Consider the following 21,205-nt stretch of genomic DNA (forward strand, 5'->3'; position numbering starts at 1 on the left):
AGGATCGACGGGTAACCGCGCCGGGTCCGCCGGCGTGCCTGACGTCACGAAGGGACTCCACCGTGACCGAACGTGTCGCCGTCGACATGTGGTTCGACCCGCTGTGCCCGTGGGCCTGGATCACCTCCCGTTGGCTGCTGGAGGTCGAGCAGGTCCGGGATGTGGACATCAGTTACCACGTGATGAGTCTCTCGGTCCTCAACGAGGGCCGGGAGCTGCCCGAGCAGTACCAGGAGATGATGAAGCTGGGCTGGGGGCCGGTCCGGGTCTGCATCGCCGTGGAGCAGGCGCACGGCGGCGCGACGCTGGCGAAGCTCTACACCGCCATGGGCACCCGCATCCACCTCGGCAAGGAGCAGCTGGGCCGGGAGATGATCACCGCGGCGCTGGCCGACGTCGGGCTGGACCCGTCGTTCGCCGACGCCGCCGACTCCACCGAGTACGACGAGGCGCTGCGGGCCAGCCACGAGGCCGGGATGCGCCCGGTCGGCACCGACGTCGGCACCCCCGTGGTACACGCCCCCGGCCCGGACGGCGAGAAGGTCGCCTTCTTCGGCCCGGTCATCACCCCGTCGCCCAAGGGTGAGGCCGCCGGCCGGCTCTGGGACGGCGTCCTGCTGGTCGCCGGCACCCCCGGCTTCTACGAGCTGAAGCGGTCCCGCGAGCTGGGCCCGATCTTCGACTGACCGTCACCCCGGTGGGGCCCGCGCCGACCGGTCGGGCCCCACCGGCGCGACGGTTCATCTGGTGGACCCGGCGCGGGGTCGGCGTCGCGGGGGCCGTCGTCGCCGGTAGCGTCAACCCCCATGACGGTCGTGCATCCGATCACCCGGGCCTGGATCACCACTGGCGGCACCGGCGCGCAGAACTACGACGAGTTCGCCGACGACGCGGAGATCACCGCGATCATCGGGGCGAACCCGCACAGTGCCCTCGGCATCGAGATGCCCCACCGGGCGCCGGAGAGCCTGGGGAAGTCCTTCTCCGACGCGCTCGGCGACGCGGTGGCCCGGCTCACCGAGGCCAAGGACGACGGCAGCTACACCCCCGCCGAGCAGGTCGTGGTCCTCTACCGGATCAGCGCGGCGGGGGAGGAGCCGGCGTACGGGCTGTTCGCCATGGTCGACACCGACCAGATCTCCACCAGCGCCGACGAGCCCGGCCTGGTGATCCGCAACGAGGACGTGTTCATCGCCAAGGTGCGGGAGCGGGTCGCCCTGGCCGAGGCGCTGGGTCACCTGCTCTCGCCCGTACTCCTGCTGCAGACCGGGCGCGGCGACGAGCTGCACGCCGCGCTCGCGGCGGCGACCGACGCGGCGGGCGCGCCGGCGGCCACCGACACCGACCAGGCCGGCCGCACGCACGCCATCTGGCTGCTCGGCCCCGGCCCCGAACAGGACGCGCTGACCGCGCTGGCCGGCGGCGGCGAACTGGTGGTCGCCGACGGCAACCACCGCAGCCTGGCCGCGCAGACCGGTGGCTTCCCGCGCTTCCTCGCGGTGGTCACCACTCCGGCGTCGGTCGCCATCCAGCCCTACAACCGGCTGGTCAGCGAGCTGCCCTGCACCCCCGACGAGCTGCTCGACCGGCTGCGCACCGCCGGCGCGCGGATCAGCCCCCTCGACGGCCCGGTCGAGGTCCCGGCGGCCGGCGGCACCGTGCACCTCCGCCTCGCCGGCCAGGGGTACGCGGTGACCCTGCCGCACGACGCGACCGCCGCCCGGCTGGAGAACCTCGACCACGCCCTGGTGGAACGGCTGCTGCTGCGCGACGCCCTCGGCCTCGACCCGGGCGACAAGCGGATCACCTACGTCGGCGGCGACTACCCGGCGAGCTGGCTCACCGGCGAGGTCGACGCCGGCCGGGCGGAGCTCGCCGTCCTGATCGCCCCGGTGACCGTGGACGACTTCGTCGCGGTGAACCTGGCCCGGGAGAAGATGCCCCGCAAGAGCACCTGGTTCACCCCGAAGGCACGCGGCGGCCTGGTCGTCGCCGAGCTGCCCCGCTGAATCCTGTGACGAATCCGCCCCGGCACGCCGCCCCCACGGCGGGCCGGGGCGCGGCCCTGACAGACTGCCCGGTATGCGCGTCTACCTGGGATCCGATCACGCCGGTTTCGAGTTGAAGGTGCACCTGGCCAATCACCTGGCCAAGCAGGGCTACGAGCTGGTCGACGTGGGCCCGCACGCCTTCGACCCCGACGACGACTACCCGACCTTCTGCCTGCACACCGGTGACCGGGTGGTGGCCGACCCGGGCAGCCTGGGCGTGGTCATCGGCGGCTCCGGCAACGGCGAGCAGATCGCCGCCAACAAGGTCGCCGGCGTCCGGGCGGCGCTGGCCTGGAGCATCGAGACCGCCCAGCTCGGCCGGCAGCACAACGACGCCAACGTGGTGGCCGTCGGCGCCCGCCAGCACACCCTCGACGAGGCCGCCGCCATCGTCGAGGCGTTCCTCACCACCCCGTTCTCCGGCAACGAGCGGCACGCCCGCCGGATCGCCCAGGTGGCCGAGTACGAGCGCACCCGCGAGCTGCCCCCGCTGCCCGCCCCCGCCGACCTGTCCTGACCGCCGCCCGCCCCGATCCGTCGACCGGGCCGGTCACCGGCCGGCCCGGTCACCGGCCCGAACGGGGCAGGTCCTCCCGGGGCACCCAGTTCCGTCGGATGATCACCAGGCGTTCCTCGGCCTCGGCCAGGTCCTGCTCGGTGGGGCGGGCCGCGTCCCGGGCCCGTAGCGCGGCGCGCACGCTGACCTGCGACGAGCCGGAACCGACAAGTCCGCGCAGGCCCCGCTCGCCGTCCTCGCCGCCCGGGGCCCGCCGGGCCCGTGGCGGTGGGGGCCCGTCGTGCACCTCGGCCGTGGCCACCGTCGGCGGCTCACCACCCCCGTCCGCCGGCTCCGGCTGGTGCCGTAGCCGACGTCGCCGCCGCTCCGCATCCACCATCTCCCGACCGTACCGCCCGACTGCTCCTGTCGGGCCGGGCCGGGCGCGGCAGTTTGTCCGCTCGCTACCCTCGAAGACGGTGGACCGGTCGACGGCCGGCACCGGTCATGGGGAGGAAACGAGATGGCAGACCAGACACAGCCGTGGGCCGAGCGGACCGTCGAGGTGCCGCCCCAGCCCGGTGTCGGGGTGCCGCCGCAGCGGGAACCGTTCCGCCGGGGTGTCGCCTCGGTGGGGCAGCCCCGGGCTCCGCGCACCGAGCCGTTCCCGGTGGTCGACCACGACCAGTCCGGCTGGGCCGAGCCCGCCGCACCGCGCCGGCCGATGAGCTGGCACGTGGAGCAGTTGCGCCGGGGTGGCGAGTGGAGCGCCGCCGGTGCCCTCTTCGCCTTCGTCTGCTGGGGCATCTGGGCCATCTCCGGCCGGGGCGACCTGGGCACCCCGCTGCTGACCTTCCTGCTCAGCCTGCTGGTGGCGGTCGGCCTGTTCGCGCTGTCCCGGCTGCTCGGCCGGGTGATCCTGGAACGTCAGCTCGGCCGGGTACGCCGCAGCGCCCGGGGCGCGCACCTGGTGACCGGGGTGTTCCTGGCCGGGGTGGGCATCGCCTACCTCCAGCAGACCCAGTGGGTGATGGACGCCTGGAACTTCCTCACCGGCAACTGAGCGGCCATCGGTACGGCGGGCGGGCCGGGTGGTGACCCGGCCCGCCCGCGTCCGGTCGCGGATTGCCCGCGACACCGGTCGACACTCCTCCAGGCCGGGCGCTGGCATACCCCGCCGCTCCGGCTTCATCCCCGCCCGGCCGGGTGATCCCGCGTGCCGGGTCGGGCCGCGGCCGCGATCGTATGACCCCAACAGGATGTTGATGCACGTCAATCGATCGATCTAGGCTCCCGCCATCGAACCGGCGCCCCCAAGCAGGCGCGCCGCCGAGGGTTGGAGGCCCTGTGAACCGTTGGCGCAGTCTCATCGGCCGGATGGCCGCCACGATGGTGGCGATCACCGCCGGGTCGCTCGTCCTGACCGCCCCGGCCACCGCGGCGCCCACCCCCGACGCGGCCCCGTCGGTCGTCGGCGGCACCCGGGCCGCACAGGGCGAGTTCCCGTTCATGGTCCGGCTCTCCATGGGCTGCGGCGGGGCGCTCTACAGCCCCCGGCTGGTGCTCACCGCCGCCCACTGCGTGAACCGCACCGGCTCGAACACCACCATCACCGCGACCCTCGGCGCGGTCGACCTCCAGTCGAGCAGCCGCATCCAGGTCAAGTCCAACTACGTCTACCGGGCCCCCGGCTACAACGGCAGCGGCAAGGACTGGGCGCTCATCCGGCTCGCCACCCCGGTCACCTCGCAGGCCACCCTGCCCATCGCCACCACCACCGCGTACGACAGCGGCACCTTCACCGTCGCCGGCTGGGGTGCCGCCCGGGAGGGTGGTGCCCAGCAGCGGTACCTGCTCAAGGCCACCGTGCCGTTCGTCAGCGACGCCAGCTGCTCGTCCTCCTACCCGGGCGAGCTGATCCCGGCCGAGGAGATCTGCGCCGGCTACGCCAGCGGTGGCACCGACACCTGCCAGGGTGACTCCGGCGGCCCGATGTTCCGCCGCGACGCCGCCAACGCGTGGATCCAGGTGGGCATCGTGAGCTGGGGCGACGGCTGCGCCAGGCCCAACGCCCCCGGCGTCTACACCCAGGTCAGCACGTTCGCCGCGTCGATCGCCTCGGCCGCGGCCAGCCTCGGCGGCTGACCCACCGACCGCCCCCCGGGCCGCTGCGCCACCGACCGCCCCCGTGGCAGCCGGTGGCGCAGTGGTGTCCGGTGGCCCGTCAGCCGTCCCCGGCGAACCGGTACAGCACGAAGTCCCGCTCCGCCCCGCAGACGATCACCGACGTGTTCCACCCGCACGACTCGCTGCGGACGCCCTGGAGCTGCCCCGTCTCGGTCAGCGCACCGGACTTCGACACCCCGGCCAGGCTCCGGTCGTCCTCGACGCTGCTCGGCGTCTCGGCGAAGACCAGCACGTTACCCGCGTCGACCCGGACCGCCGTGCCCTTGCGGTCGGTCAACACCGCCTTCCCGGCCGGGTCGAACAGGGTCACCGTGGTCTTCGGCGACTCCCGCCGGACGAGCAGGTGTTCACCCACCGGCACCAGGCCCTGGCCGCCGGGCGCCGGCCAGCGGCGACTGCCCTTGCCCTCGGTGGCCGCGACCACCTCGGTCCGCTCGGTGTCGGCCTCCGGCACCTCCAGCAGGCAGGCCCGGTGCTCGCCGCAGGCCACCAGCGCGGTGACCCGCCGCTGTTCACCCGCGCTGTAGAGCACCGTCGGCTCGGCGAAGCTGCCCAGGTCGTAACCGAGCAGTTTGTATCCCCGGTCCTCGGCCACCAGGTACAACCGGTCGCCGTACGCGACCATCCGGTCGCTGACGTCGGCGACCCCGTCGCGGCGACTCACCACCTTGCCGCTGTCCATGTCGAGCACCCGGACCGAACGGTCCGCTCCCACCTGCACCAGCCGGTCGGCGTCGCCGAGCCAGGGGGCGTCGGACGAGCCGTCGAACCCGGCGGGACCGGCCACGCTCTGCGCGGTGCCCACCCGCAGCACCGTGGTGCGGGTGTCGCCGTACTCGCTGCGGGGGTTGTCCAGGGTCCAGTCCTGCCGGCCGTCGCGCAGCCGCAGCCCGACCAGGCGGGCGCCGGCGCGGTCCACCCAGACCAGCTTCTCCCCGGTGACGTGCACCGCGTCGTCGCCGTGCACCGGCAACCGCCACCGTTCCGCGCCGTCACCGGCGTCGAGCACCACCACGTCGCGGGGGGTGCTGTCGCCGGCCGCCTCCGCGACGGCCAGCACCGCCCCCGGCACCGCCCGGACCCCGGCCCACCGTCCGCTGCCGGCCGCGACGGTGGTCCGCCACGCCGCCTTCCCGGTGCCGGCGTCGACCGCCACCACGGTCAGCCGGTCGTCGGGAAGCTGGTGGGCCAGGTAGGCGCGGTCACCGAACACGGCGGTGAACATCGCCGTCGGCCGGTCGTCGGCGGCGGCGGGCCGGGCCACCTCGGTGAGGGTGTGGAACTCCAACGCCGGGTAGCGGTCCCGGGTGAACCAGAGGGCCGCCGCGCCGAGCACGCCGAGCAGCGCCAGGCCCGCACCGAGCCCGATCCACAGCCGGCGACGCCCGCGCCGCACCGGCGTCGCGGGGCCGGCACCGGTCCCCGGCGGCACCGCCCCCGGTGGTACGCCGGGCCAGCCCGCCGGATACCCCTGGGCCGGTACGCCACCCGGCACGGTCCCGCCCGGCGGCATCCCGCCCGGGATCGGCACCGGTGTCCTACCCGCCCCGGCCACCGGCGTCCCACCGAGCGGAGTGCCCGCCCCGGCCACCAGCGTCGCGCCGGGTCCGGCCGGCCGGGCGGCACCCGGTCCCGGCAGGAGGGTGTGGCCCGTGCCGGCGGGCGCTGCGCCCACCGGCAGGGTGGCGGCCGTGCCTGCACCGGACCCGACCGGGGTGGACGCGGCGTCGGGTGCCCCCGGCGTAACGCCGTGCACCGCAGCGGCCGACGCCTGTGCCGGGGCGGGCGGGGCCTGTGCCGCAGGGTCCGGCGGCTGCGCCGGGGCGGCCCCGGCCGCGCCGGCCGGCCCGGGACGCCGGTCCGGCCGGGGCAGCGGCAGGTCGGTGAGCGCCCCCTCGGCCACCGGCAGTTCGGGCTGCTCCAGCACGGTCGGCGCGACCCCCAGCTCGGCGTGCAGCAGCCGGGCCACCAGCGGCACCCGGGACGAACCGCCGACGAGGAACAATCCGGCCAGCCGGTCCGGGGTGAGGCCCGCCTCGGCGACCACCTCCCGGGTGCGGGCGACCGCCCGGGTCAGCAGGGGAGTGGCGAGTTGCTCCAGTTCGGCCCGGCTGAGCGGGACGGCGGTCTCCAGGCCGGGCACCGCGACCGGTGCCACGGCGACCCGGGACAGCATCTCCTTCGCCCCGCGCACGTTGTCCCAGAGTTGCTGCCGGTCCCGCCACTGCCCGGTCGTCTCCGGTCGGGTCAGCCGGGCCCAGAGTTCCGCCTGCCCGTCGCCGACCAGCTCACCGACCCGGGCGAGCAGGGCCGCGTCGAGGTCCAGCCCGCCGAGGTCGGCCATCCCGCCGGTGGCGATCACCGTGAAACCCGAGTCGCCCCACGGGTCGGCGCCCTCGTTACGGACGACCGCCACGTCCAGGGTGCCGCCGCCGAAGTCGAACACCGCGACCGACTCACCCACCGGCACCGGCCGCCGCAGCACCTCCGTGTAGTAACGGGCCGCCGCCACCGGTTCCCGCAGCAGCCGGGTGCCCACCGGCACCGGACCGGACATGGTGTGTTCGGCGGCCGACGGCCAACCGGCCAGCGCCAACGCGTCGTGCAGCACCTGCCGCCGGGGAGCCTCCCAGGCGGCGGGGTAGGTGAGCACCGCCGGGGGCAGGAACCCCACGGTCGCCACCGCCTGTTCGGCGACCGCCCACAGGGTCGCGGCGAGCAGTTCCGCCGGGGCGTACGACCGGTCACCGAGCAGGACGGTCGGCTCGTCCACCCGACGTTTCGGGTTGGGCTCGTACCGGGTCGGGTCCGCCTGGGCCAGCCGCTGGGCGTCCCGGCCGACGTGCAACCGGCCCTCGGTGTCGGCGTAGACCCCGGAGGGGAGGATCGGCTGCCCGTCGACGAGCAACGGTCGGGTCCGGCCGTCCGGCCAGCGCAGCACGGCCACCGTGTTGGACGTGCCCAGGTCGACGCCGAGGGCGTATCCGTCCTGCTGGCCTGCCATCCGTCGCTACCTCCACCGGACGAGGGGATGCCCGGTCCCGCATGGTACGCAGCCCCCGCCGCCCCCGGCCGGTCCGGCCGACCCGGCCCGGCGGCGGTCAGCCCGCGCGGCCCGGCTCGGGCGGAGGAATCCGGTCGGCGTACGCGCCTGACGGTCCCGAGTACCGCCTGCCCGCCCGGTACGGCGAGGCGTTGGCGGTGCACCCGTGCAGGCCCAGCGTCTGCTGCTGCATCACCGGAGCCGGCCGGCCCCGCCCCGGGCACCGCTCGTGGCCGTGGCCGAGCCGGTGCCCGACCTCGTGGTTGACCACGTACCGTCGGTAGGTGGCCAGGTCCGCGCCGTACCCGGGCACCCCCTTCACCCAGCGCGCCACGTTGATCACCACCCGGTCGCCGTTGCGGCACGAGGTGTAGCCGTCCGCCGTGCCCCCGCACAACTCGTCGCGGGTGCCCGGGGTGGCCAGGTGGACGGTGAAGTCGGCCGGGCCGCCGGGGCCGACCCGCCACAGCCGCAGCGTCCCGCCCGTGGTCCACCCCTGCGGGGCGGTCAACGTCGCGCTGACCTCGGCGGCGAACTGCGCCACCGGCAGCCCCCGGATGTCGCGCTCCACCGCCACCCGGTACCGCAGCAACCGGCCGGGGCCCCGGGGCGTCGCCGGCTCACCGGCCGCGACCTGCCAGCGGTTGGCCCCGTCCGCCGGGAAACTGACCGGGGCGGGCCCGGCCCCGCCAGCCGACCCGACCGGTCGGCCCGGCGGATCGGCTACCGCCGCCGTCCCGGCCACGGAGGGCGGCCCCGCCGACCGGGCCGGGGCGGGCGTCGCCGCCGGTCGGCCCGCCGCCGGCAGCCCGCAGCCGGTCAGCCAGACCACCGTCAGCAGCGCCGTCACCGGCCGTCCCCGTGGGCCGCCGCCGCGGCGGGGGCTACCCTTCGTCGCCATGGTGCCTCCTCCGCCCACCGCCGGGCGGCGGCGGGCAGCGGGAAGGACGGGCGGTCCGCCGGAACAGTTGATCCCGTCGGGACTCAACCTTTCGGTGCCTTCGCCCGTCCTGTCCGGCGTGGCAAACGGGAGGGGCCGGCATGGCCCGGGGTGACGCCGAGTTCGTCGAGTTCGCCAGGTCCGCCTCCGGGCGGCTCAGGCACGCCGCGTTCCTGATGACCGGCAACCACCACCAGGCCGAGGACGCCGCGCAGACCGCCCTGGTCCGCACGTACGCGTCCTGGTCCCGGATCCGCGACGAGGACGCCTACGGGTACGCCCGTACGGTGCTGGTCAACCACCTGGTCGACGGGTGGCGGCGGCCGATCCGGGAGTACCCCACCGACGACCTGCCCGAGCAACGGCGCGGCGACGTCGCCGACGACGTGGCCACCCGCCGTTGGCTGCTCGACATCCTCGGCGCGCTCAGCCCCCGCGAGCGGGCCATCGTGGTGCTCCGCTACTACTTCGACCTACCGGAGGCACAGGTGGCGCGCGAACTGGGGGTCTCGCTGGGCACGGTGAAGAGCACCGGTTCCCGGGCGTTGCAGAAGCTGCGCGCCACCGGGACCCCGGCGACCCAGGGGACCTGCCGATGACCGAGCTGGAGCAGTTCCGCCTGGCGATGCGGGCGACCGAACAGCCGTACCCGGAGGACCTCGACCTGACCGCGATCATGCGCGACGGCCGGCGGCTGCGCCGACGCCGCCGCCTCGTCGGAGCGGGCGCGACGGCGCTGGTCACCGTGCTGGTGGCCGGCGGTGTGGGGCTCGGCGTGCGGTGGACCCGGCCGCCGGCACCGGACCGCCCACCCGCCCCCGCCGCCACCGTGCCCGGCGCGACGCCCCCGGCGACGTCGCCGCCGACCCCCGGACCCACCCGGTGGAGGCCCCCCCAGCAGCCGATCGGCGAGGTGATCGACACCGGCATCCGGTACGGCGTCGACCAGCGGGTGTTCTACCTGGTGGCGGTCGACGTGCCGGAGGGGCCCAGGGTGCGGGTCGGGTTGATGGCCGGCCGCCGCAGCCCCGCCGGCGAGTTGACCAACGACATGCTCGTCAACGACGTGCAGGGCAGCGACCGGCGACCGGGCTTCCACGAGATCGGGTACGCCGAGGCGACCCCCCCGGACGACACCCGCCCGCCGGTGCCGACGTTCGGGTACTTCGTCGGGCCGGCGACCCGGATCGTCGGCACCGCCGGCGGCCGGCAGGTCGACGCCCGGCTGGCCCGTTGGAGCACCGACCCGGAACTGGTGGTCTTCTGGTTCGACCCGGTCGACCTCACCCCCGGCGTACGACTCGACGGCATCGTCGCCCGCGACCGCTCCGGCCGCCTGCTCTGATCCGGTCGAGGGGGCGGCCCGGTCACCGCGCCGCCCCCTCGACCACCGCTCAGCCCGGCCCCGCTGCGCGCCCGGTCGACGGCGGGTGGGGGCTCAGCCGCACGAGATCCGGACGACCACCGTGCGGTTCTGCGCCGCCGGACCGGGCAGGAGTTCGCCGTCCGGTCCGCGGTCCGGCCGCCGGTCCGGCCAGTTGGCGCCGACCCCCCGGCTGGACATCCGCTCCGGCGGCACGCCGAGCGACCGTAGTACGGTCTCGACCGCCCTGGCCCGGTCCCGGGACAGCGTGAGGCGACCGGATTCCGTCCCGGCGGACGAGGTGGTGCCGATCAGCTCGACGGTGGATCTGCCCCGTTCGAGCAGCGTGGCGAGCTTGGCCAGGGCGGCACGGGCCCTGGCCGGGTCCCGGAACGTCGCCGAGTCGGGGACGAAGCCGACCTCGCCGTCGTCGGGCAGCACGGTCACCCCGCACGGGGTGAAGGTGGGGGAGTCGGTGACCGGCACCACGCTGACCGTCGGCGAGTCGACGTCGCTGTGCTTGCCGTTGGCCGCCTCCCGCAGTTCCACGCAGCTCGCGCCGCCGGCCCGGGCGATGGCGGTCCAGATCTCGACCACGTGCCGCTTCTGGGCCACGCCCAGTTCCGCCTGCGGTGGCGCGGTGTTGCCCAATCCCACCAGCAGGACGCGCCGGTCCGCGAGGTCGGGTAGGGCGTCGGCCCGGCGGAGGAACTCGACCACGTCGGTGGGGTCGGCGTCCAGCATGCCCCTGGTGCGGAAGTCCAGCGGCGCGGTGGTCTGCAGGCCGGAGTCGACCAGGACGACGGTGTCACCGGGGCCGACCTGCGCGCCGGCGACGTCCAACGCTTTCAGCACGTCGGCCTCGGGTTCGTCGGCCCGCATCGTGGCGACCCACTGGCGCAGGCCGTCGAGCCACCGGTCCAGGTCCTTCCCGTACTTGTTCGGGTTCTGCGCCTTGCTGTTGAAGACCTGCGGTTCCAGGTCCACGTCGACGCGTCCGTCGATCTGGACCACGGACACTCCCTTGTGCTTCCGGGCGGCGCTGCGGGCGAGGTCCTCGACCAGGGCGGGAAGGGCGGGCGTCGGGCTGTTCGCCCGGGCCCCGATGGCCAGGGACATGGCCACGCCCGACGACAGGCAGCCGGCCTCGACGGGTTCCTCGTGCTGCGGGCCGTCGTCGCATCCGGTGAGGACCGCGGCGGCGAGCAGCAGAACGGCCAGGAGGGCCGCCCGCTGCCGCCGGCCGGCCCGGGGTCGGGTTCGCGGCGGTTGGACAACAGCCATGTGTCAGCTCCAGTTGTGGTGTGGGTTTGTGGGTGTCGGGTTCTGGGCGTGCCGGCCGGTGCGCTACCCGTCCGGCCGGTGCTCGCGGTACGGCGACGGCGTCGGCGTGCCGTACCGGTCCGGGGTGAACAGGCCGTCGGTGGTGGCCGGGTCCTGACCGGCCGCTGCCATCCGCTGCCGGGCCAACTGCTTGAGTTCCTCGGCGAGCGCCAGCCGCTTGGCGCGGGCCGCCGCGTGGGCCGCCTCGGCACGCGCCCACTCGTTGTAGCGCTGCCGGTGCCGGGAGAGGACCTTCTCGTGCGCCCCCACCCGCCGCTTGGCCCACCAGCGGGCCCAGGCCAGTCGGCGGTTGCTCCGGTGGTAGGCGTGCGCCAGCGAGTTGTGGTTCCAGTAGGCGACCACCGCGGCCGCCATCCCGGTGCCGATGTACAGCGCGAGGAAGAGGATCGCCAGCACCCGGGCCTTCTGCGCCTCTTCCTGTCCGGAGCCACCGGCGGTGGAACCGCCGGCACCGGAGGTACCGAATCCGGGACCGACGTCCACGTCGGCCAGCAGCAGCCGGGAGAGGAAGGCGGCGATACCCAGCAGGGCCCAACCGGTCAGGCAGGCGTACAGCATCAGCCGGCGGGCACCGGGTGCCCGCTGGTCGAGGTCGCGGTAGATCCGCCCGAACCCGTGGGCGAGCAGGAGCGCGACGGCGGTGAACCCGGCGACCAGCATGTACAGCAGGTAGGTATTGTCGCCGATCCCGCTGGACAGGGCGTTGTAGAAGGCCGCGATGTCGGCGCCGGCGGCCAGCACCAGGACCACCGTCTCGACCAGCGCGCCGAGCAGGGTCCCCGGGCGGCCGGTGAGCAACGCCGTGTCGACGTACCGGCCGCCGGGCATGCTGCTGCCGGGCGGTGGGGTGTGCGTACCGGTGACGGTCATGTCAGTCCTCCTTGGCCGGTCGGTCGGTGGGGGCGGCCCCGCCGGCGAGCAGGGCCCGGGCCAGCTCGTGGTTCTCCCGGGCCTGTCGAAGCCGGTCGAGCGCGCCCTCGGAGGCCATCCGGAGCCGCTCCTGCCTCGGCATGACCTCGCCGACCAGGGCGTCCACCACGGTGTGGGCGTTGAGACGCTCGGTTTCGATGTCGGCGAGCCAGCCGTCGGCCCAGTAATTGATCATGTTGTCGAGGGCCGCCGCGGTGCCCTCGTCGGTGCCGCGTGGAGTCAACTCCGCGACCAGCCGCACCACCCGCTCCCGGGCCGCCGAGGCGTCGCGTTCGTGCTGCGCGTCCGGGTCCAGGGGTTTCGGGGCGTCGATGCGCAGCGGCCCCGTGGTCGGGTCGGCGGGCCTGCTCCCGGAGGTGGGGCGGCGGCGCGACAGCATCCCGCGGATCGTGCGGCCGGTACGGTTCCACAACGCCTTCATGTCTCTGTCGCTCCTCACGTCGTTTCCGGTCGGCCGTCGGCGGTGTCGCCGGTGGCCCCGCGTCCGTCGGTGGGGTGGACCCAGCCCGGCAGCTCGGGGCCTCCCGGCTGTAGCGTGCGGTTGAGCTCCTCGCCGTCCGGGTGTTTGCGGACGAGCCGCTGCCAGTAGCTGCCGATGCGCCGCCAGGAGTGCTCGTGGATGCGCTCGGCGCGGGCGGCGGCGACGGTCCGGCTCCGGGCGAGCCGCTCGCGGGTTTCCGCCCGCGTCTGCCGGAGGCGGACCAGCTCGCTCTCGGCCTCCTGGCGGCGGGCCTCCAACCCGGCCCGCCGTTCGAGGTACGGGGCCAGCCGCCGCTTGCGGACGACCGACGCGTCGGTGTCGGTCTCGCCGGCCCGGCGTGCCGTCAGCTCGTCCTCGGTCGGCGCGGTCAGGTTCTGCAGTGCCTCCCGCGCCCGGACCAGGGCCTGCTCGGCCTCGACGAGTTGGGCCTCGGTCCGGGCGAGTTGCAACGCCGGGTTGGCGACCTCCTGCTGGAGGTGCACCAGTTCGTGGTGCATGGCGTCGTTCGCCATCCGCCGCAGCTTCTCCAGGTGGGGGGTGAAGGCGACGGACCGGTTGTGGGGCGTCCCCCTCGGCGCGGGGTCGGACCCCACGGCGGGTAGCCCGGCGCGGGCGTCCTGGCGGCCGTTCCACCAGTCGGCGATGCGTGCGGTGAGGCGGTAGCGGATGGGGCCCGCCGGCGGGCGGTCCCAGTGCGGGTGGGACAGGGCTGCTGTCTGACGTGGCATGGGGGCGTCTCCTTCAGGTACGTGGTGGGCTCGTCGGACGTCCCCTCAGGGCCGACTGTTCTCGATCTGGCGGTGGCGCAGTTCGACGCCCAGGAGTTCGGCGAAGACCTCGCCGAAGATGACGCCCAGGCGGCGGGCGTTGGTGAACCGGCGCACCACCACCCCGTCCAGCACGTCGCCGGTGAACACGTCCGGCCGACCACCGGTCAGGCCGGGCACCACCAGGTACATCCGCGTGTACGCGCCGTCGACGAGCGCGTCACGCAGCTCGGCGACGTCGTCGTGCACCTCGCCGTCGGTGACGGCGACGAGGGCGCGGGCGGCGCAGGTGCGGTCGGCCTGACGGTCCGCCGCGGTCAGGGCGCGGATCGCGGGCGCCATGAGCGTGCCGTCGCCGGGCGCGGGCGCGGGCCGGCGGGCCGGCAGCGCGTGCAGCGAGGTCGGCGGCATGGTCACCCCGGCGGTGCCGCTGAACACGGCCTCGGCCAGTTGGTCGGTGGCCTCCAACTCCCGCTGGGCGAACTCGAAGAGCTGGCCGACCGCCTGTTCACGCAGGGCCGTGTACTGCGTCATCGAACCGGAGACGTCCTGGATCTCATCGATACAGACCGGGCCGGCGACCTTGCGGGCCCCCTCCAGGACCGCCTGGTCGAGGCTGTCCGGGGGGCCGAGCCAGTCGTGGATCCGCACCGCGCAGACGGCCAGCAACGCCAGGATCAGCAGGCCGGTGAGCAGCGGGCGGAGCAACCGACGCCACCACGGCGGCCGGACCGGCGTCGGAACGTCGTCGAGCACGGCGCGGCCGGGGGCCGCCCGGCCGTCGGCGACAGCACGTGTACTCGTGAAACGCATTGGCAATGCCTCTCGGAAAGTCAGTCGGAATTGCGACAGAGCTCCGCGGTGGGGTGAATGGAAAGGGTTCGGACGACCTTAGGGGCACAACCGCCCCGACTGTCTACACCGGATCGCCGCTTTCGGATCACCAGTCCCGAATACTGGTCGAAGGTGACCCGTAAATCGATGTTCGGTGGAATTGGCCCGGCCGGTTGGAGAGCGTTGCTGGCGGAAGAGCGCGGATCCGGGGGAACTGATTCGGCGGCATCGGCGGTCCGGACGGACGACTACCGCGGCGAACTGACGGAAATCTGTCTGTGGACCGGCGCGCAGGTGCGGACCGGTGGCGCTGCGCAGGGCAGGGGGCATGGCTGGTCCATGAATTCATGGTCGTGCCGGGCCGCGCCGGCCGGTGCGTCAACTGACACATTCCGACGGTGTAGTTCGACGCGGACGCACGCGATAGCGGGAGGCACGCTGGGTGACATGGGAGACACGGATGGACGGGGCGGCGGTCGGTCGGACGACGAGCGGACCCTGCACTACGCACGCCAATTGCTCACCGACAACCGGCACGAACTGCGCCGGGCCGACACGAAGGCGACCCAGACGCTCGGCGTCGCCGGAACCATCGCCGCGGCGGCCCTGGCGGCCGGGCCCGGCAGTGGGCTGGCCGTCGTGACCCGGGGCGGCTGGTGGTGGGTCGCCTGCCTGCTGTGGGCCGGGGCGGTGCTGATGTCGGCGCTCGCGCTGCTGCCCCGGCTCGGCGGCACCTCACCTGACAGCCACGTCTCCTACTTCGGCGACGTGCTGCGCCACGACGACCTCGTCGGGGCGCTCCGCGAGACCGCGACCCAGCCGTTGGGCGCGGCCCTCGCCGAACTCCGGTGGACCAGCGCCCGGGTCACCACCAAGTACCGGCTGGTCCGCAGCGCGATCGTCAGCCTCGCCGCGAGTGGTGTCTGTCTGATCGGGACACTGGTGTGAACGGGCCCGTAGGTGCCGGCGTCGTCGCTCAGCCGCGACGGGTGTCCGGAGTAGACCGGTGCAGGGCACGCAGCACCTCGGGCGCGACGATGACGATCTCCCGTCGACCGGTGCGGACGATGTCGCGTTCCCGCAGCGCGCGCATCGCCCGGGCGACCGCCTCCCGCGACGTCGCGGCGGCGGTGGCCAGTTCCCGCTGGGACAGCGGCAGGTCGATGACGATCCCCTCCGGGGTGCGTCGGCCGTGCTCGTCGGCGAGGTCCGACAGCAGGCCGGCCAGCCGACCGAAGCTGCTCGCGGAGACGTACTCCAGCCGCTTGATGTCCGACTGCCGCAGTCCGCGGGCGAGGTGCCGCAGCAGACCGAGGGCGAGCCCCGGCTGGTTGACCACCAGGTCCACGAACTGTGGACCGTCGATGACGTACGCCTGCAGGGCGGTCAGGGTGGTCACCGTGCCGGAGCGGACGCCGCCGTCGATCGCGGCCAGGTCGCCGATGATGTCGCCGGGGCCACGCAGGGCGAGCAACGCCTCCTGGCCGTCCCGGGACACCGAGGTGACCTTGATCCAACCGCTGAGCAGAACCAGCACGTACCGCGACGGGTCGCCCTGGTGGAACAGGTCGACCCGGGCGGCGTGCGGCCGGACCGTCGCGATGGCGGCGAGCCGTTCCCGGTCGGCCGGTGAGAGTTGGGCGAGAAACGTACCCGGCACTGGCGACGGATGGTCCGTGGTATTCCGTCCGCCCGGTGGGGTGGGCGTCGTCCGGCCGGTCGAGGATGCCTCTCGATGCGTCAAGTCGGTCTCCTCATGTAGTTGTTCACGTCATTTTCCGGCACAGTTACCGGATGCGCCGACGTCCGGAATTCTGGCCCAGTGTGGAGCGGGTGCGTAACTGACGATGGATACCTTTCAGGTCAACCGAACGTACGACAATGTGTTTCTGATCTTCGTTGACGCGGCCGGTCATTCGAACGTGGTGGCGCACAATCCGCGTGACCAGGCCGGTCAGGCATTCGACCTGTTGCATCGTAAGGTGACCGAACGGCTCGCCACGATAGCCGAACAGCGACGGGTCGGCTACGCACGGCCATGGCGGTGGGCCGGCGACGGCGGATTCCTCATCGTCCACGACGACGAGGAGAGCGTGGCCCGCGACGTCACCCTCGAATTCGTCCACCGCCTGCTGACCCTGGACCTGCCGCATCTGCGCGACGAGTTCGCCCGGCTCGGCATCGACGGTTCCCTGCGGCTGCGGGTCGCCGTGCACAAGGGTTCGATCCGCTACCGGGGCGAGGGCAACGAGGGCACCATCTACTCGCCCGACATCAACTTCGTGGCGCACCTGGAGAAGGCCGCCCCGCCGGACACCGTGGCGGTCTCCTCCGACGTCGTACGGGTCGCCGGCCCGTACGCCGACCTGTTCACCCCGGTCGGCGAGTTCGAGGGTCGGCAGATCCACCTGTACGCCGCCGACACCCACGCCGGTGGGGCGGCGGCGAGCTGGCTGGCCGCCCGGGGGCTCGCCGGTGGCGTCCCGGTGCACGGGTACGTCGAGCGACCCAGCCAGTTCGAGAAGACCCGGATGGTCCGGGCGGCGGCCACCGAGGTCGTCGACCTGGGCACCTCGCTGCGTACCGCGTCGCGCTACCTGGTGACCACCGAACGGCCGGCGCACTTCCGGGACGCGGTCCTGGACTTCCTCGGCCGCGGCGGCACCTACCGCTGCGTGCTGATGGACCCGGTTTCCGAGGCGACCCGGCTGCTGTCCGCGCAACGCGGCGAGCAGTTGGCCGACAAGACCCGTGAGGCGCTGAGCCACCTGCGCCAGTTCAGGCAGCGCCACGGTGCGCTGGCCGACCGGCTGGAGGTGTACCAGACCCCCGGCTATCCCGGCATGGCCTGCCTCGCCACCGACCTCGACGACCCGTGCGCCCTCATCCTGACCTCGCCGTACCTGATGACCCCGCCCGGGCCGGGGGAGCAGGTGGAGCGGGGCGACCTGCCGCACTACCTGGTCTCCCGCAGCGCCGGGCCGCTGTTCGACCGGCTGCGTTCGCTGGTACGGGACTTCGCCACCTCGGCCGTGGAGCGGGTGCTGTGACCGCCGCCGAGGTCGTCGACTCCCGCCACCTGCCGTTCGCGGTGGCCCGGGCGGCGGCCCGTGCGGTACGCCGCGCCGAACACGGGCGGCAGGCGTACCGAACGGTGCGACCCGAGGGCACCATGGGCTGGTTCCGGGGGCGTGGCCCACTGGGCGTGATGCTCGTCGTCGCCGCCCACGAGGGGCGGCTCGTCTGGCGCGGCCCGGACTCGTTCGCCCTGCTGAAGCCACCGATGACGATGGATGAGCCGTACCCCGCGGGTGGGTTGCGGCTGCTGCTGCTGCGGATCGTGGACCGGCGCTGGGAGACGCTCTGCTTCGCCGGCCCGCCGGCACTGGCGGTGGTGGCGGCACTCGGCTGCGTGCCACTGCACCTCTGGCGTACGGCGATCGTGCTCGCCCTGCTCGGCATGCTGTACGTGACGTTCTGCGTGTCCGGTGTCGTCGCCGCCGGGTTCCGCGGCCTGCTCCGGTCGTTGCGCCGCCGCCGTGAGGGCGAGCTCGCCGCCGAGTCGCTACCGGCCCGGCAGTGGTCGATGCCGCTGTGCCACGAGACGGACGCGGGCCGGGCGGGTGACCTGATGCGTGAGGTCTCCGACCGGCTCAGTCGACTCGTGGTCAGGCGGGTGCGCGCCGCCAGCGAACCGCAGGGCGGCCAACCGGACGGCGTGTTCGTCACCGAGGTGCTGCTCTGCCTGGTCAACGGCATCACCACCACCGCCATGCGGGACGCGGTGCCCCGCCAGCAGCGGGTGGGCCTGCCGTTCGGCGTCGGCACCGACGTGGTCGTGCTCGAACCGCGCGACCAGGTGCCGGGCGGCGCGAAGCGGACCTTCAACACCGCCAGCTTCTTCCTCTGGTACGTCTTCGGCAGTGCCGGCGTACTGCTGATGCTCGCCCACCTGGTGGCCGACCAGGAACGGCGGTCCTGCGGCGACCGGTGCGCCGGCCGCCCGACGGGGTACGGCGAGGCACTGCGCTGGCTCGGGCAGCGGCTGCTCCTGTCCGACCCGCCGGACCTCCGTCCCCAGAGCCCCGGCATGGCGCTGCTCGGCTGGCTGGTGAGCATCATGGCGCTGATGACCGTTCCGGTGGCGGTGGTGGCGTTGCAACAGGTGTGGCGGGCGGCCGACCGGATGAACAAGCGATTCGACGAGGAGACCGAAGCCGTGCTGGCCCGCCCGAAGATCCTGCTGCTGGTCGCCACCCCGGGTGAGCAGCGGGCCACCCTCGACGTGTTCCGCCGGCGTGGGGCGAAGCCGTACCTGGAACGGCGTTCCCCGCACACCGTCCACCGGCTCGGTACGGTGGCCGGCGCGGAACTGATGCTCGCCAGTGCGGTAGGCGATCCGAGTTCCTCGGCCGGGGTGGCCCAGGTGGCCACGAGCATCATCAGTCAGTGGCGTCCGCGCTACCTGGTGCTCGTCGGCACCTGTTTCGGGCTGAACCCCGGCGAGCAGGCGCTCGGTGACATCGCGGTCTCGCGTCAGACCCGCGACGTGGCCCACCAGGCCGTCACCGACGTCGACGGCAGGGCGCACCGGCTGGACCGGGGACCCCGACCCAGCCCGTCCGCGGAACTGCTCGGCGTCCTCACCGCAGCGGCCGACAGCTGGTCCGGGCCGGCCGTGCACATCGGCCCGATCCTCGGCGCCACCACCCTGTACCGCTCGGACGAGGCGATCGTGGAACTGCGCCGTCGGCACCCGGACGCGGTCGCCGGGGACATGGAGTCACACCTGCTCAACGGCGTCGCGGCCACGCGGAAGGTGGAGTGGATCGCGGTCCGGGGCATCGCCGACTGGGGCAACGCCAAGAAGTCGGACACCCACCGGCACCAGGCGGCGGTGAACGCGGCGGAGTTCGTCCTGCACGCGATCGACCTGGGCCTGCTCAGCCATCCCTCCGACGCGTCCCGCTGAGCTTGTATCGTGCCGGGCGTGACACGCCCGGACTGGTCAGACATCCGTGGACGGCTCGCGCGGCTGGCCGCGACGCCCGCCGCCGGCACCGTGTTCGGTGCCGGCGACCACGGGTGGGAGCTGGAAGCACCGCTGACCGCCGACGAACTGACCGAGGTGCAGGGGCAGCTGCGGGTGGAACTGCCCGCTGAGTACCTGTCGTTCCTGCGGGAGGCGGGTCGGGGTGGCGCGGGGCCGGCCTACGGGCTGTTCCCGCTGCGCCGGCACGACGGACGGTGGCGGTGGGAGGGCGACGGCGCGGACCTCACCACGCTGGCGGCGCTCGGGCGTCCCTTCCCCCACGTCGAAGCGTTCAACCCGGCCGACGGCCTGCCGGCCGAACCCGACGAGGATGACTACGACTCGCCGGAGGCGTTCGCCACCGCGCAGGACGCCCACTGGGAGCGCTACGAGCAGGTCGTCTACACGCCGGAGAACTCCGTCGGCCTGCTGTACCTGTGCCATCTCGGCTGCGCGCTGCGGGAGGCGCTGGTGGTCAGCGGTCCCGCCCGGGGCCGGATGTGGGCGGACGACATCGCCGAGGGCGGTGGTTTCCGGCCGCTGTACGACGACGACGGGACGCCGCTCGGCTTCGCCCGCTGGTACCGGCGCTGGCTGGCGGCGGCCGAGCGCGAGGTCGCACCCGGCTAGCTCTCCCGGTCCACGGTGAACGGGCGGTATCCCGGCGGCAGTTCGCTGACCTGGAGGTCGGAGAAGACCAGGGTGAGCACGTGGGCGTTGGTTTCGATCAGCACCTCGTGGAAGTCGAGCCCGGTCGCCTCGGCCCAGCTCCGCGCGGTGGCCGAGTCCGCCACGACCCGGGCGCCCGGGTAGAGCGCGTGCCACTTCACACCCCAGAGGTAACCGTCCAGGTCGACGCCGGTGCGGTGGTCGATCAGGCGGTCGTCCAGGGAGGCCCGCCAGGTGACCGGCGGGACCGACGTCCGGCAGCGGGCCTCGACGCAGTACCGGAACAGGTAACGCAGCGTCGTCGGGGCGATCCCGGTGCGGGGGTCGGCGGTCAGGTGGACGATGACCTCGTAGTCCCGCAGGTAGTCGGTGAACGCGTGGTACAGCAGCGCGTGGTCGAACACGTCGTCGAGGGCACGGCCGAGCATCACAGGGTCCACCGCCCAGTTCTACACCGGGACCGCCACATCCAAGATCAAAATTTCCGGGTACGGGACCCGCACCGCGCGCCGCCGGCCGGAAGCCGAGGGTCGACGGCCACGGTCCACCCGGCTGGTTCAGGGGGTCCGGCCCGGGCGCTCCTCAGGCAGGGGCGGCCGGACGTGCCGCAGGTCCGAGGGTCAGACAGCCGGCCCGTGCGCCGGCCCCGGTGCGTCGTCACGTCTTACGGCGTAGCCCTCCACGCCCTGGCACGGGTGCCGGGCCACCGGGCGCGGGGAAGCCACCGGCTGGCAGCGGTGACGAGCACGCGACCCGGTACGGCCGAAGCCAGGGGATGCAATGGGGATCGGAACCGACCGGAGATCTGGGCCGGAGGAGTGTGGAGCGGGCGACGGGAATCGAACCCGCACCGTCAGTTTGGAAGACTGAAGCTCTGCCATTGAGCTACGCCCGCGTACGCCCCGGCACACCGGGATGCGCCCACACCTTACCCGCTCCCCCCATCCCCCGACGCACCGGCACTCCCTCCCTCCTCCCGCGTCCCCTCCCCTCCCTTCTCCCGGTGATCAAGAGGTTTGCGTCATCCACGGCGATCAACTTGACGCAAACTCCTTGATCACCGGGGCA

Annotated in this window: 21 protein-coding genes and 1 tRNA gene; 11 read left to right on the plus strand and 11 right to left on the minus strand. The window is 73.8% G+C overall.

Annotated features, from left to right (window positions below):
- Positions 1-62 precede the first annotated feature (62 nt).
- The 3 genes from ACN267_RS31735 to ACN267_RS31745 all read left to right on the plus strand — a co-directional run bounded on the left by ACN267_RS31735 (position 63) and on the right by ACN267_RS31745 (position 2,568).
- Positions 63-686 carry a DsbA family protein gene (locus tag ACN267_RS31735; RefSeq protein WP_204958114.1) on the plus strand — a complete coding sequence of 208 codons (624 nt, stop codon included), beginning with the start codon at positions 63-65 and terminating at the stop codon, positions 684-686.
- Positions 687-806: 120 nt separating this feature from the next.
- On the plus strand, positions 807-2,009 hold the full coding sequence (locus ACN267_RS31740) for a DUF1015 family protein (RefSeq protein ID WP_421490329.1): 1,203 nt from the start codon (positions 807-809) through the stop codon (positions 2,007-2,009).
- 73 nt (positions 2,010-2,082) lie between these two features.
- Positions 2,083-2,568: a ribose-5-phosphate isomerase gene (locus tag ACN267_RS31745; RefSeq protein WP_281894895.1), complete on the plus strand. Its 486-nt coding sequence runs from the start codon at positions 2,083-2,085 to the stop codon at positions 2,566-2,568.
- 49 nt (positions 2,569-2,617) lie between these two features.
- Here ACN267_RS31745 and ACN267_RS31750 read toward each other — a convergent pair whose 3' ends face one another.
- Positions 2,618-2,947: a hypothetical protein gene (locus tag ACN267_RS31750; protein WP_204958117.1), complete on the minus strand. Its 330-nt coding sequence runs from the start codon at positions 2,945-2,947 to the stop codon at positions 2,618-2,620.
- 123 nt (positions 2,948-3,070) lie between these two features.
- On the opposite strand from ACN267_RS31750, the gene ACN267_RS31755 reads away from it, so the two are divergent.
- A complete protein-coding gene (locus ACN267_RS31755) occupies positions 3,071-3,610 on the plus strand; it encodes a hypothetical protein (RefSeq protein ID WP_204958118.1) in 540 nt (179 codons plus the stop codon).
- Positions 3,611-3,894: 284 nt separating this feature from the next.
- On the plus strand, positions 3,895-4,692 hold the full coding sequence (locus ACN267_RS31760) for a S1 family peptidase (RefSeq protein WP_204958119.1): 798 nt from the start codon (positions 3,895-3,897) through the stop codon (positions 4,690-4,692).
- Between the two features lie 79 nt (positions 4,693-4,771).
- Here the strand turns inward: ACN267_RS31760 and ACN267_RS31765 are convergent, their stop codons facing one another.
- Together ACN267_RS31765 and ACN267_RS31770 are read right to left on the minus strand one after the other, a co-directional pair.
- Positions 4,772-7,738 carry an Hsp70 family protein gene (locus tag ACN267_RS31765; protein ID WP_421490330.1) on the minus strand — a complete coding sequence of 989 codons (2,967 nt, stop codon included), beginning with the start codon at positions 7,736-7,738 and terminating at the stop codon, positions 4,772-4,774.
- Positions 7,739-7,835: 97 nt separating this feature from the next.
- Positions 7,836-8,678 (minus strand): DUF3152 domain-containing protein, encoded by an 843-nt coding sequence (locus ACN267_RS31770; protein WP_421490331.1) that lies wholly within the window; start codon positions 8,676-8,678, stop codon positions 7,836-7,838.
- A gap of 140 nt (positions 8,679-8,818) precedes the next feature.
- Here ACN267_RS31770 and ACN267_RS31775 point away from each other — a divergent pair, with 140 nt between their 5' ends.
- Together ACN267_RS31775 and ACN267_RS31780 are read left to right on the plus strand one after the other, a co-directional pair.
- On the plus strand, positions 8,819-9,316 hold the full coding sequence (locus ACN267_RS31775) for a SigE family RNA polymerase sigma factor (RefSeq protein ID WP_204958122.1): 498 nt from the start codon (positions 8,819-8,821) through the stop codon (positions 9,314-9,316).
- Entirely contained in the window at positions 9,313-10,062 is a 750-nt protein-coding gene (locus tag ACN267_RS31780) for a hypothetical protein (RefSeq protein ID WP_204958123.1), read from the plus strand. The genes ACN267_RS31775 and ACN267_RS31780 overlap by 4 nt, the downstream gene beginning before the upstream one ends.
- A gap of 93 nt (positions 10,063-10,155) precedes the next feature.
- On the opposite strand, the gene ACN267_RS31785 is transcribed toward ACN267_RS31780, so the two are convergent.
- The 5 genes from ACN267_RS31785 to ACN267_RS31805 form a co-directional block, all read right to left on the minus strand.
- Positions 10,156-11,364, minus strand: a complete 1,209-nt coding sequence (locus ACN267_RS31785) for an OmpA family protein (protein WP_421490332.1) — start codon at positions 11,362-11,364, stop codon at positions 10,156-10,158.
- Between the two features lie 63 nt (positions 11,365-11,427).
- Positions 11,428-12,294, minus strand: coding sequence for a hypothetical protein (locus ACN267_RS31790; protein WP_204958125.1), 867 nt, complete (start codon positions 12,292-12,294; stop codon positions 11,428-11,430).
- 1 nt (position 12,295) lies between these two features.
- Entirely contained in the window at positions 12,296-12,793 is a 498-nt protein-coding gene (locus ACN267_RS31795; RefSeq protein WP_204958126.1) for a hypothetical protein, read from the minus strand.
- Positions 12,790-13,563, minus strand: a complete 774-nt coding sequence (locus ACN267_RS31800) for a hypothetical protein (protein WP_281894904.1) — start codon at positions 13,561-13,563, stop codon at positions 12,790-12,792. The genes ACN267_RS31795 and ACN267_RS31800 overlap by 4 nt, the downstream gene beginning before the upstream one ends.
- 45 nt (positions 13,564-13,608) lie before the next feature.
- Entirely contained in the window at positions 13,609-14,415 is an 807-nt protein-coding gene (locus tag ACN267_RS31805) for a vWA domain-containing protein (protein WP_204958128.1), read from the minus strand.
- 468 nt (positions 14,416-14,883) lie between these two features.
- Between ACN267_RS31805 and ACN267_RS31810 the strand changes: the two genes are divergently transcribed.
- Positions 14,884-15,384, plus strand: coding sequence for a Pycsar system effector family protein (locus ACN267_RS31810; RefSeq protein WP_421490333.1), 501 nt, complete (start codon positions 14,884-14,886; stop codon positions 15,382-15,384).
- Positions 15,385-15,412: 28 nt separating this feature from the next.
- Here ACN267_RS31810 and ACN267_RS31815 read toward each other — a convergent pair whose 3' ends face one another.
- The gene (locus ACN267_RS31815; protein WP_281894908.1) at positions 15,413-16,096 is read right to left on the minus strand and encodes a Crp/Fnr family transcriptional regulator; all 684 of its coding nucleotides are present in this window, start codon (positions 16,094-16,096) and stop codon (positions 15,413-15,415) included.
- 322 nt (positions 16,097-16,418) lie between these two features.
- Here ACN267_RS31815 and ACN267_RS31820 point away from each other — a divergent pair, with 322 nt between their 5' ends.
- Genes ACN267_RS31820 through ACN267_RS31830 form a run of 3 tightly spaced genes read left to right on the plus strand, consistent with a single transcriptional unit; the run spans position 16,419 to position 20,098 of the window.
- Entirely contained in the window at positions 16,419-17,486 is a 1,068-nt protein-coding gene (locus ACN267_RS31820; RefSeq protein ID WP_421490334.1) for a hypothetical protein, read from the plus strand.
- Positions 17,483-19,408 carry a hypothetical protein gene (locus ACN267_RS31825; RefSeq protein WP_421490335.1) on the plus strand — a complete coding sequence of 642 codons (1,926 nt, stop codon included), beginning with the start codon at positions 17,483-17,485 and terminating at the stop codon, positions 19,406-19,408. The genes ACN267_RS31820 and ACN267_RS31825 overlap by 4 nt, the downstream gene beginning before the upstream one ends.
- Positions 19,409-19,426: 18 nt before the next feature.
- Positions 19,427-20,098 carry an SMI1/KNR4 family protein gene (locus tag ACN267_RS31830; protein WP_421490336.1) on the plus strand — a complete coding sequence of 224 codons (672 nt, stop codon included), beginning with the start codon at positions 19,427-19,429 and terminating at the stop codon, positions 20,096-20,098.
- On the opposite strand, the gene ACN267_RS31835 is transcribed toward ACN267_RS31830, so the two are convergent.
- Together ACN267_RS31835 and ACN267_RS31840 are read right to left on the minus strand one after the other, a co-directional pair.
- A complete protein-coding gene (locus ACN267_RS31835; RefSeq protein ID WP_307821137.1) occupies positions 20,095-20,577 on the minus strand; it encodes a hypothetical protein in 483 nt (160 codons plus the stop codon). The two genes, ACN267_RS31830 and ACN267_RS31835, sit on opposite strands and share 4 nt — an antisense overlap.
- Positions 20,578-20,958: 381 nt before the next feature.
- A tRNA-Gly gene (locus tag ACN267_RS31840) sits at positions 20,959-21,032 on the minus strand.
- Between the last annotated feature and the right edge of the window lie 173 nt (positions 21,033-21,205).

It is taken from the genome of Micromonospora sp. WMMD734 (assembly GCF_049178975.1).
GTDB classification, from domain to species: Bacteria; Actinomycetota; Actinomycetes; order Mycobacteriales; family Micromonosporaceae; genus Micromonospora; species Micromonospora wenchangensis.